Source organism: Clostridiaceae bacterium, from assembly GCA_012840395.1.
Classification (GTDB): domain Bacteria; phylum Bacillota; class Clostridia; order Acetivibrionales; family DULL01; genus DULL01.
In genome coordinates this window covers 1-11,545 of record DULL01000097.1, presented here as the reverse complement: position 1 = coordinate 11,545, position 11,545 = coordinate 1, and the positions used below count along the sequence as shown (strand labels likewise).

Sequence of the window (11,545 nt, the reverse complement as noted above, 5' to 3'; positions counted from 1 at the left end):
CCGCCCTGGCTGACAAACCCATATGGGAGATGCTTGTTGTCAAGGGCGTGACCGGGAATGGTTGCACTAACTTAAATATCAGGGTGTTATCTATACTTCTTTTCCCTACAGTAAATTAACGCTATCAAATTCCTATTTGTGTTTGACTTTATGAAAGGTATATATTAATATTTTATAAATTATATATTTTTATATATGAACGTAGCATGGTAGGATACTGATTTATTTTTTGAATCAGTGGCAGGGAGGGTAGTATATGTTATTAAAAGTTAGAAAGTCAAGTGTTTCTGGAAGAATCAGAGTTCCAGGGTCTAAATCTCATACTATAAGAGCCTTGTTTATTGCCAGCCTTTCAAAGGGCCAGTCTGAAATAGTGCATCCTCTGATTTCAAATGATGCATTATCGGCAGTAAAAGTTTGTGAAGCTTTGGGTGCTACAATAGAAAAAACAGAAGACAGGTTTATTGTAAGAGGCTTTGGAGGTAAGCCCATTACTCCTGAGAATATTATTGATGTAGGAAATTCAGGAACAACTTTGAGGTTTGGAGTTGTAACTGCTGCCCTGGGAGATGGGTATTCTGTATTTACGGGAGACGAACAAATCAGGAGGAGGCCTATGGCTTCTTTAATAGAGGCTATGAACAATCTGGGTTCTCCAACCTTTTCTACCAGAGGAAATGGCATGTGTCCTGTAGTTGTAAAAGGCAGAATAAAGGGAGGAACTACAAGCCTTCGTTCTGTAACTTCCCAATATCTCTCATCCATACTTATAAATGCACCTTTGTTTGAGCGTGACACGGAATTAGTGCTGACAGAGCTCAATGAAATACCTTATGTGGAAATGACTATGTGGTGGCTTGACAGGCAGGGTATACGGTATAAAAATAATAACTTTAAAGAATTCTTTATAGAAGGAAATCAATCATACAAGCCTTTTTCTGTTACTATTCCGGGAGATTTTTCTTCAGCGACTTTTTTCATGGTGATGGCTGCTATATCAGAAGGAGAGATAACCATTGATAATCTGGACATTACTGATCCTCAGGGAGATAAAACAGTACTTTCGATCCTTGAAGATATGGGTTCTAATGTAAGTATACATAAAGATTTTGTGGTTGTTCAGGGAAATGGACTTAAAGGAAGAGAAATTGACATGAATTCAATTCCTGACGCATTGCCGGCTTTAGCGGTGGCAGCATGTTTTGCAGAAGGAGAAACCAGACTTGTGAATGTTCCCCAGGCCAGACTAAAAGAAACAGACCGTATTAACGTTATGTATAAAGAATTGAAAAAGATGGGTGCAGATGTGGAGGAGCTTCCTGACGGACTCATAATAAGGCAAAGCAGGCTAAAAGGTTGTGAAGTGAAAGGCCATGGTGATCATCGTATTGTTATGGCGCTGGCGGTAGCAGGCTTAAATGCGGAAGGTGAAACTATTATTGATACAGCTGAAGCTATAAATGTAACTTTTCCTGATTTTGTTGAATTAGTTAAATCTTGTGGCGGTGAAATTGAAATAATAGATTAATGCGGAAACACCGGAAGCAGAAGAACCGTCCCTATGCTTCGAAGCAGGAGAACCGTCCCTTTGCTTCGGAAAATCGTCCCTGACCTTCCGGTTCAGTCAAGGGTGTTCGAAACTAATATGAAGTAAGAGGCAAAAGGAGTTGTATATATATGATGGGGAATACATTTGGCAGGGTTTTCAGGATTACTACATCTGGGGAGTCCTATGGAGGAGGATTCCGTAAAGTTAAGGATATACCTGCGGAATTATATGGCGGGTTAATGGTAATTGTGGATGGTGTTCCACCTGGAATAAAGATTACAAATAAATTAATTCAGGAAGAATTAGACAAAAGAAAGCCGGGACAATCCTCCCTGCATACACCTAGAAAGGAACAAGACAGGGTGTTTATTTTTTCCGGAGTCATGGAAGGAGATCTTACTACAGGTGCTCCGGTGGGTATGATAATTCCTAACAGTGATATAGAAGATATCCATATTGAGCAGCACAGAAAAAATAAGAACTTTATAAGACCTGGCCAGGCTTCATATACATATTATAAGAAATACGGACAATTTGCTGATTGGGCAGGAGCAGGCCGCGCCTCAGGCAGGGAAACTGCTGCAAGAGTTGCCGGTGGAGCTGTGGCAAAAGCTGTTTTAGATAGAATGGGCATTGACGTTATCGGGTTTGTTACAGAATCCCATGGAATTAAAGCAAAACCCATAACCTATGAAATGGCAAAAAATAATTACAGAAAAAATGAGATAAATTGCCCTGATGAAGAAGCTGCAAAGGCGATGATAGAAGACCTTCTTAGAGTGAAATCCCAGGGAGATTCCTGCGGCGGAGTTGTTGAGGTTATTGCGAGAGGTGTGCCCGCAGGGCTTGGTGAACCGGTTTTTGACAAGCTGAGTGCTACCATAGCTCATGGAATAATGTCCATAGGCGGAGTTAAAGGTATAGAGTTTGGAGAAGGATTCGGATTTTCCAGTCTTAAGGGTTCTGAGGCAAATGACACACCCTATTATGACGAAGAATCCGGGAGAATAAGATTTGTAACAAACAGGGCAGGAGGAATTCTCGGCGGTATTTCAAACGGAGAGGAAATCCGCATTCGTGTTGCAGTAAAGCCTACCCCTACAATTATGAAGGAACAAAAAACAGTGGATATTGAGAAGCCATGTAATACGACTCATTTATTTGCATCCAGGAGTGATCCTTCTCTCTGCCCCAGAATATATCCTGTCTGCGAAGCCATGGTCAGAATTGCGCTGCTGGACGCTATTCTGATGGCAAAGGGTTACAGGGCTGTTTCCACAGAAATAGACCCAAAATGGGACAGATTATAACGAGGAAGATGGAAATAATGAACATAAGAATAAAGAGTATAAACGAGAACAGGGATAAGGAGGAGGGATTGTTTGGAAAAGTCTAATATTGTTCTGATTGGAATGCCTGGTTCAGGAAAGAGTACGGTAGGTAAAACTCTTGCTGGTATTATGAAAAGGAAGTTTATTGATACTGATTTATTAATAAAAGAAGCTGAGGGAAGAGAGCTAAAAGATATAGTCGCTAAAGAAGGCCGGGAGGCTTTCCTGAATATACAGGAAAAGATTATACTTAAGTTGAACACTGCAAATTCAGTAATTGCAACCGGTGGCAGTGTTGTATACAGTCCACTTTCCATGAGTCATCTTAAGAAAGATGGAGTAATAGTATATTTGAAGAATAAGTTTGAATTGCTCATTGAAAGGGCAGGTGCTGACAGAAGATTCGCCAGGAATGAAAATCAATCTTTACAGGATATGTTTGATGAACGAAATCCACTTTATGAGAAATATGCTGATATTATAATTGATTGTTCTGAAAGAGGACCTGTAGAACTTGCTAAGGAAATTATTGATATAATTAGTGTGAAATGATATAGAATAAAATGAATAAAAGAATATAGATAAAAGATAAACAAGATAGATAAAAAATAAACAAGACCTCTTAACTCGAGTTAATAAGGCCTTGTTTATGTAAATGATTTATTGGATAATAAGTATGTCGATGCTATCCGTTTACAATCTCTTTTAAGCCTTTTCCTGCTTTAAAAACAGGTGCTTTTGAAGCAGGTATAATTATTTCTTCCTTAGTCTGGGGATTTCTTCCTTTTCTTTCTGCTCTTTCTCTTACTTCAAAAGTACCAAATCCAACGAGTACAACTTTTTCTCCAGCTTTTAAAGCGTCTTCAACTGATGATATAAAAGCATTAATTGCTGCTTCGCTATTTTTCTTGCTAAGTCCGGATTTTGCTGCAACAGCATTTATCAAATCAGTTTTATTCATAAACTCTACCTCCTAAACTTGGGATTCGACATTATTCTATAATGAAAGTAGCTTCAAGTCAAGCTTTTAGCATAAAAATAATCCATATTTACCAATATTTTTAGGTACTTTTGTACTGGTTAGAACAAATAAGGAATAAGACTGAAAAAATATCATTTTTTGTTGACAAAAGGGTTATTAAGGTACTATCTGTATATCAACCGAGTTTCCCAGAAGCGCTTTAAGCCTGTTGTAAAATTTATTTTCTTGGTGGTCTCCGGGAGAAGTTCCCATAATAATTCTGCCTACATTATTTTCTATTGCAAAGTCAGATATTGATTTTGCTATTTCGTCTGATTTTAATACTGTTAGTTCTGCACCTACGGATTTTGAAATATTAAAAAGATAATCCAAGGCTTCTCCTTCTTTAGCATTATCAAGGAAATTCCAGTCATTTTTGGCTACATGGAGTACAAAAAGCTGTATTTCATAGGGACTGTTAAGAGATTGGTCTCTTAGCTCTGCGGCTTTTCTGATAAGTTTCTCGCAGGTTTTTTGCTGTGTGACACACACCAATATATTGTTAGGCATTGTAAACTGTCTTCTCCTTCCGTAACACCGGCAACACTAGAACGAATTCTATTACATTATTATTATATCAGAGGCTGAGATTAATGTCCCATTAAATATTTAACTGTTAATTCTTAATTTGATAATATATAATTAAAAACAATGGAAAAACTCAGAAATTCCTATTATTATGCTATTATTTACGGAGGAGCCCATGAAGATAATAAAAGTAGAAGAAATAATTGAAACAGTTGAAAGACTGGCTATTGAATCAAACATTTTCCTTCAGAGAGATATTGAGACAGCTATAAAAAATAGTATTGACATCGAAGAATCCGATATAGGAAAGAGTATACTGGAACAATTGATATCCAATGCACAAATTGCAGCTGAAGAAAAAATTCCTATTTGCCAGGATACAGGAATGGCGGTAGTTTTTGCAGAAGTTGGACAAGATGTGCATATAGAAGGCGGTTCACTTACAGAAGCTATAAATGAAGGAGTCAGAAGGGGATATAGGAATGGTTATTTGAGGAGTTCTGTTGTAGAAGATCCTATTTACAGAAAGAATACAGGCGATAATACTCCTGCTGTAATACACTATGATATTGTAGAGGGTGATTCCCTAAAAATTACAATGATGCCAAAAGGATTTGGCAGTGAGAATATGAGCGGCCTTGCAATGTTAAAACCCTCAGATGGAATCGAAGGAGTAAAGAGATTTGTTATTGATACTGTGGATAAAGCCGGACCCAATCCATGCCCTCCCATTATAGTAGGAGTAGGCATAGGAGGTACCATGGAAAAGGCAGCGATACTTGCGAAGAAGGCTCTGTTGAAACCTGTCGGGAAGGCTAATCCTGTAGAATACCTAAATAATCTTGAAAAAGAATTGCTGGAAGAAATAAACAAGCTGGGGATAGGTCCTGGGGGCCTTGGTGGCAGAGTTACTGCCCTCTCTGTAAATATAGAAGTATTTCCAACTCATATTGCCGGACTTCCTGTAGCGGTAAATATAAGCTGTCATGCTACAAGGCATGTAGGGGCGGTTTTGTAACCAAGAAACTAAAGTGTTAGGATGGTGAGAACATGGAATATTATATTCAGACACCTTTGAAAAAAGATGTTATCCAAAAACTAAAAGCCGGAGATATAGTATATATAAGCGGAACAATTTATACAGCAAGGGATGCTGCCCATAAACGCCTCATAGAGTTAATAAGGGAGGGGGGAACCCTGCCCTTTGATGTTGCCGGACAAATAATATACTATGTGGGTCCCTGCCCTGCAGCCCCCGGAAGAGTAATAGGTTCAGCAGGTCCCACCACAAGCGGAAGAATGGATGCTTATGCACCGGAGTTAATAAAACTTGGCATTGGAGGAATGATTGGAAAAGGACTGCGTAGTAAAGAAGTTATAGATTCCATGGTTAAATATGGCTCTCTTTATTTTGGAGCTGTTGGAGGAGCTGCAGCTCTCATCTCCAAAACTATTGTGAAGCAGGAAGTAATTGCATTTCCGGACCTTGGGACAGAAGCCATAAGAAAACTGGAGGTAAAAAATTTTCCGGCTTATGTGATAATTGACAGCGAAGGTAATGATTTGTATAAAATTGGTAAGGAAAAATATAGAGTAAAATAATTCGGTTAAGTACACATAAATAGGGGTATATTTTATTAAGAGCATGTTATATAATTAAATAGCGAAATGCTAATTTAAGAGCAAAATGCTAATTAATGCTAATATAGGAGGGTTTATATGGCAAAAGTAACAAAAGATATGCTTATAGGAGAAGTTCTGAAATTAGATAGAGGAACTATACCGATTTTTTTGAATAGTGGAATGCATTGCCTGGGTTGCCCTTCTTCTTCAATGGAAAGTATTGAAGAAGCTTGTGCAGTTCATGGAATAGATGCTGACAAACTTGTAGAAGAACTTAATAATTATCTGGAAAGTGTAGAAGGAAAATAAAAACATCTTAGTGGGTTATCCAGCGTTTGTCATAATATTTTTTATTTGGGCTGAAAGTAAATTTATTTTACTTCAGCCCTTTTTGATTATTATTCTGCATTAATATTTGTAAATCCGCTATTATTTACTATTCCACATCATTATCTTTTTCGGCATTATTTCCTTATTCCGCATGAATATTTGTCAATTTCTTCAATATTCCTGATTTCAAGGATTTTTTTCCACATTATACAGGAATAATAAATTTATGCATGTATTAATTATATTCTATTTATAAAATTTAAAGGACAGATAACTGAAAAAATAAAAAGGATATTAAATAAGGACATTAAAAGAAGAATATTAAAAGTGGGTATAAGGTGATACTATGGGAAGCATGAAGAAAAAGTTTTTGGATTATTTAATAATAACAGTTGGTTCTGTTATTATAGCCATATCAATTAATATATTTCTTTCACCCTATAAAATTGCGCCAGGCGGAGTAACAGGAATAGCAACGGTCATTTACCATATAAGTAAGGGAAAATTCCCTTTGGGTATAACCATGTTTGCAATTAATGCTCCTCTTTTTTTTATGGGTATAAAAATAATCGGGACAAAGTTTGCTTTCCGGTCACTGTACGGTACAATTTCTCTTTCATTAATTATAGATATTATGCAGCCCTTTGCAACAAGTTTTTCTCAAAAATATCTTCTGATGTTTGATGATGTATCTTCTGCCCCAGATCTTCTTCTATATTCGATATTCGGAGGAGCATTAATGGGAGTGGGTCTGGCACTGGTTTTCAGAGCAGGAGCGACTACAGGGGGTACCGACCTTGCAGCAGCCATAGTAAATCGCTTTATGCCTACGATTACCATAGGTCAAAGCTTGTTATTTATTGATACTGTTGTAATTATACTGGCAGCCTTATTCTTTCATAGTGTAAAGCTCGCGTTGTATGCTACGGTAACTCTATTTATTTCTTCAAAATTTATTGATATAATAATTGAAGGTGTCAATTATGCAAAGGCCGTGTTAATTATATCTGATAAATCAGATGAGATAGCCTCAAAAATAATGTATGAACTGGACAGAGGAGTGACTGCGTTAAAAGGAATGGGTATGTATACCCGGAGCGAAAAGCAAGTTCTTTATTGCATAATACATAGAAACGAGATTACACGGCTTAAAGAAATTGTAAAAAAAGTTGATACCAGTGCTTTCGTAATATTAACAGAAGTTAGAGAAGTATTAGGTGAAGGATTTAAAGATTATGATTAGAGATTTGGAGCAGGAGTAGGAGTAGACTATTCTTGCACCCTGTAGTATACTAATGTGAGAAATTTCAATTAAAGGAGTTGTGACGATGGACAAGCAAAAACTAAATAATCTGAAAAAAACTGCAACGATGATCAGAAAGCATATAATAGAGCAAGTTTTTCAGGCTTCGTCAGGGCACCCGGGAGGTTCTCTATCCTGTACAGATATTTTAACTGTTCTTTATTTTGATGAAATGAGAGTTGATCCAAAGAATCCAAAGTGGGAAGACAGAGACCGGTTTGTAATGTCAAAGGGACATTGTGCGCCTGCATTATATGCTGCACTGGCTGAAAAAGGCTTTTTCCCTAAGGAAGAGCTATTAAAGTTCAGAAGTGTTGATAGTTACTTAGAAGGACATCCAAGCATGAAAGATGTACCAGGAGTTGATATGTCGACAGGTTCCCTGGGACAAGGAATATCTGCAGCCGTAGGAATGGCAATGGCAGGTAAACTGGATAATAAAGATTACAGGGTTTATGCAATTCTTGGGGACGGAGAGCTCCAGGAAGGCCAGGTTTGGGAAGCATTCATGGCAGCTGCCCATTATAAGCTTGACAATTTAACTGCATTCCTAGATCATAATGGTTTGCAGATTGATGGAAAAATAACTGATGTAATGTCTCCTGAAGTGGTGGAAGATAAGTTTAAAGCCTTCGGTTGGAATGTATTAGTTGTTAACGGGCATGATTTAGCTCAAATAAAAGAGGCCATTGAAACAGCAAAGAAAACCAAGGGTGTTCCTACAGTAGTAGTATGTAAGTGTACTAAAGGCAAAGGCGTATCTTATATGGAAAATCAGGCAGGATGGCACGGCACTGCCCCCAACAAAGAGCAAAGAGATCAGGCAATAGCCGAGTTGGACGCGTACTTATCCGGATTGGAGGTTGAATAGAAATGGCAAAAATGATTGCTACAAGAGAAGCATACGGAAATGCATTAGCTGAATTTGGTTCTGACAACAGAATAGTTGTCCTGGATGCAGATCTTTCAAAATCAACAAAAACTGATACATTTAAGAAAAAGTATCCAGAAAGATTTTTTAACATGGGAATCGCAGAAGGCAATATGATGGCTGTGGCAGCAGGGCTCTCCACATGCGGCAAGATAGTGTTTGCATCAACTTTCGCAATATTTGCTGCTGAAAGAGGTTGTGAACAAATTAGAAATTCCATATGCTATCCAAAATTAAATGTTAAGGTTGCAGCTACACATGCAGGTATATCTGTTGGAGAAGACGGCGCATCTCACCAGGCTGTGGAAGATATAGGAATAATGAGGTCTTTGGCAAACATGACTGTAATATGTCCTGCAGATGCTGTTTCAACAAGGCATGCAGTAAAAGCTGCCATTGAATATAACGGCCCTGTATATCTGAGACTTGGGCGTTTAGCTACTCCTGTAATTTATGACGAAAACAATTTTAAATTTGAAATAGGAAAAGGAATTACCATTGCAGATGGCACGGATGTAACAATAATTGCTACAGGTCTTATGGTTCAATACGCCACAGAAGCAAAGGATATCTTGGCTAAGGAAGGCATTAGTGCAAGAGTAATTGATATTCATACAATTAAACCAATCGACAAAGAATTAATTATTAAAGCTGCAAAAGAAACAGGTGCGATTGTAACTGCTGAAGAACATAATATAATTGGCGGACTTGGAAGCGCAGTGGCAGAGGTTGTAGTTGAAAATTATCCTGTTCCTGTAAAAAGAGTAGGAATACAGGATAAATACGGTAAATCAGGAAAACCTAATTTACTGTTAGAATTATACGGGCTCACTGCTGCCAACATAGCTGAAAAGGCCAAAGAAGCTATAGATGCAAAAAAAGCACATAAATAACATGTTTATAAGATATAATGATAAAGATAGGATAATATATAATAATCCTATCTTTTTTTTACTTGACAAATATTAAATATCATTATAATATAGAGTGTAGAGTAATACTCAATGTTATTTATTATTTACCCTATAGCAATTATTCGAGATTAACTATTAAAGGAGGGTGATTTGTGTGGTTAGCAATTACAATGCATATCCTTGGGGAAGATGGATGAAATGGGGAGTAGCAGCACTGATAGTGATTATATTATTAGGTAGTGCGGTTTCCTCATATAACGGACTTGTAAGCGCAGAGCAGGATGTAAAGAGCAAATGGAGCCAGGTTGAAAACGTGATGCAGGCAAGAGCTGACAAAATTGGCGACCTGGTTGAGGTAGTCAAGGAATACAGCAAGCATGAAAAGGGGGTTCTTGAAAAAATTGCTGCGGCAAGAGCTGAATTTGATACTGCAAGAGAAATTTTAGAAAGCCAGACTCAGGATGTGAAAAGTAAGCTTGATGCAGATGCTGCAGCCAGAACTGCTGCTGAAAAAATGATTAATATTGTGATAGAAAATTATCCGGATTTAAAATCCAGTGCCCAGTTTGAAAACCTGCAGGAGGCTATTGAAGGAGCGGAAAACAGGATTTCTGTTGAAAGAAGCAGATTTATAAAAGCTGTTGAAAATTATAACCTTAAAGTTAGCAGATTCCCTGGCAATATATTTGCTAGGCTTATGGGTTTTACTCCTAAAGATTATTTTGAAGCATCAGACTATGCTAAAGAAAGAAGCAAAATTGATTTTGGAAGCTAAACATTGAAGTTAATCTATTTAGTAAATTTATAGTTATTAAGTTTATAAAATATTAAGTATTAAATATTAAATGTTAAATGTTAAATACTAAATATTAAATATTAAATATTTCTAGTAGTTCGGGATAAGTTGAGTAATATATAATAAATATATATAGCCTGTAATATCAGACAGGCATAAGTAAGGGGGTGGAGTTTAATTAAATGAGAAAAGGACACGGAAAATTTTTGAGAACACTAACTATTGTGTTAATCCTCTTTTCTGTTATCTCTCCGGTAGTTTACGCAGAGGGAGAGTATCCATCTCCTACCACCGTTTTTTTTGTAAATGATTTTGCCAATGTACTTAGCCAGGATGTGGAAAACAGGATAGCCAGCATTGGTAAGGAACTTGAAAAGAAAACCGGTGCCCAGGTAGTACTGGTAACTATTGATACCTTAGGAGATCAGGATATTGACAGTTATTGTGCTGAACTGTTTGAAAAATGGGGAATCGGGCAAAAGGATGTTGATAATGGCGTACTGATATTAAATGCCGTCAAAGACCGAAACTTACGAATAGAAGTAGGTTATGGGCTTGAACATATATTAACTGATATTGGTACGTCAAATATACGTAAAGAATATATGAATCCATATCTGGCGGCAGGAAATTATGATTTGGGACTTTATAACGGATATGTAGCAGTAGTTGAAAAAATACTGAAAGAATATAATGTAGAACTTGATGATGGAGAGCTTGATTTCGAAAGTAATATCAGGAATGAATGGCCTTCGGACCATCCTTATGTTCCAGAAAGAGAACCCGTCAGAAGAACAAGGGGCATTAATTTTGGACCAATTTTTCTTATAATGTTTTTTGTTTTTGATGGTGTAATATTTAAGTTTAAAATAACTTCAACAATTTTAAAAATCATCTTCTGGAGCAGCTTTTATGGTGGCGGCAGAGGAGGACATTGGGGTGGTGGCAGAGGCGGCTTTGGCGGAGGCAGCTTCGGAGGAGGTAGCTTCAGAGGAGGCGGCTTTGGCGGAGGTTCCTTTGGCAGAGGCGGAAGATCAGGCGGCGGAGGCAGTAGTGGTAAGTATTAATAGTGATTGCCTTTGTAGTTGCTTATAGTTAGCGTAAAATTACTGTAGGGATAGAGGGATAAAATTCCAGTAAATTGGAAAAGAAGATGGCATCCTGTTAAGATATAGTTGATTAAAAAAATATTTAACAGAAAGGATGACATCTTCTATGT

General features: G+C 37.3%; 13 protein-coding genes. 11 read left to right on the top strand and 2 right to left on the bottom strand.

Going from position 1 to position 11,545, the window contains the following annotated elements; genetic code table 11:
* Window positions 1-256: 256 nt before the first annotated feature.
* The 3 genes from aroA to GXX20_10730 all read left to right on the top strand — a co-directional run bounded on the left by aroA (window position 257) and on the right by GXX20_10730 (window position 3,432).
* Window positions 257-1,528, top strand: a complete 1,272-nt coding sequence (aroA, locus tag GXX20_10740; GenBank protein ID HHW32128.1) for a 3-phosphoshikimate 1-carboxyvinyltransferase — start codon at window positions 257-259, stop codon at window positions 1,526-1,528.
* A gap of 149 nt (window positions 1,529-1,677) precedes the next feature.
* Window positions 1,678-2,859: a chorismate synthase gene (aroC, locus tag GXX20_10735; protein HHW32127.1), complete on the top strand. Its 1,182-nt coding sequence runs from the start codon at window positions 1,678-1,680 to the stop codon at window positions 2,857-2,859.
* Window positions 2,860-2,931: 72 nt separating this feature from the next.
* Window positions 2,932-3,432, top strand: a complete 501-nt coding sequence (locus tag GXX20_10730) for a shikimate kinase (protein ID HHW32126.1) — start codon at window positions 2,932-2,934, stop codon at window positions 3,430-3,432.
* A 133-nt stretch (window positions 3,433-3,565) separates the two neighbouring features.
* On the opposite strand, the gene GXX20_10725 is transcribed toward GXX20_10730, so the two are convergent.
* Both GXX20_10725 and GXX20_10720 read right to left on the bottom strand, forming a co-directional pair.
* Window positions 3,566-3,841, bottom strand: a complete 276-nt coding sequence (locus GXX20_10725; protein HHW32125.1) for an HU family DNA-binding protein — start codon at window positions 3,839-3,841, stop codon at window positions 3,566-3,568.
* Between the two features lie 177 nt (window positions 3,842-4,018).
* A complete protein-coding gene (locus GXX20_10720; GenBank protein HHW32124.1) occupies window positions 4,019-4,411 on the bottom strand; it encodes a universal stress protein UspA in 393 nt (130 codons plus the stop codon).
* Window positions 4,412-4,604: 193 nt separating this feature from the next.
* On the opposite strand from GXX20_10720, the gene GXX20_10715 reads away from it, so the two are divergent.
* The 8 genes from GXX20_10715 to GXX20_10680 all read left to right on the top strand — a co-directional run bounded on the left by GXX20_10715 (window position 4,605) and on the right by GXX20_10680 (window position 11,393).
* A complete protein-coding gene (locus GXX20_10715; GenBank protein ID HHW32123.1) occupies window positions 4,605-5,447 on the top strand; it encodes a fumarate hydratase in 843 nt (280 codons plus the stop codon).
* A gap of 32 nt (window positions 5,448-5,479) precedes the next feature.
* Complete coding sequence (locus GXX20_10710) at window positions 5,480-6,031, top strand: Fe-S-containing hydro-lyase (protein HHW32122.1); 552 nt, start codon at window positions 5,480-5,482, stop codon at window positions 6,029-6,031.
* A gap of 117 nt (window positions 6,032-6,148) precedes the next feature.
* Window positions 6,149-6,361 (top strand): DUF1858 domain-containing protein, encoded by a 213-nt coding sequence (locus GXX20_10705; protein ID HHW32121.1) that lies wholly within the window; start codon window positions 6,149-6,151, stop codon window positions 6,359-6,361.
* A gap of 367 nt (window positions 6,362-6,728) precedes the next feature.
* Entirely contained in the window at window positions 6,729-7,625 is an 897-nt protein-coding gene (locus tag GXX20_10700) for a YitT family protein (GenBank protein ID HHW32120.1), read from the top strand.
* An 85-nt stretch (window positions 7,626-7,710) separates the two neighbouring features.
* Entirely contained in the window at window positions 7,711-8,556 is an 846-nt protein-coding gene (locus tag GXX20_10695) for a transketolase (protein HHW32119.1), read from the top strand.
* A gap of 2 nt (window positions 8,557-8,558) precedes the next feature.
* Window positions 8,559-9,509 carry a transketolase family protein gene (locus GXX20_10690; GenBank protein ID HHW32118.1) on the top strand — a complete coding sequence of 317 codons (951 nt, stop codon included), beginning with the start codon at window positions 8,559-8,561 and terminating at the stop codon, window positions 9,507-9,509.
* A gap of 175 nt (window positions 9,510-9,684) precedes the next feature.
* On the top strand, window positions 9,685-10,305 hold the full coding sequence (locus GXX20_10685) for a LemA family protein (protein ID HHW32117.1): 621 nt from the start codon (window positions 9,685-9,687) through the stop codon (window positions 10,303-10,305).
* A gap of 203 nt (window positions 10,306-10,508) precedes the next feature.
* Window positions 10,509-11,393, top strand: coding sequence for a TPM domain-containing protein (locus tag GXX20_10680; protein ID HHW32116.1), 885 nt, complete (start codon window positions 10,509-10,511; stop codon window positions 11,391-11,393).
* Window positions 11,394-11,545: the final 152 nt, after the last annotated feature.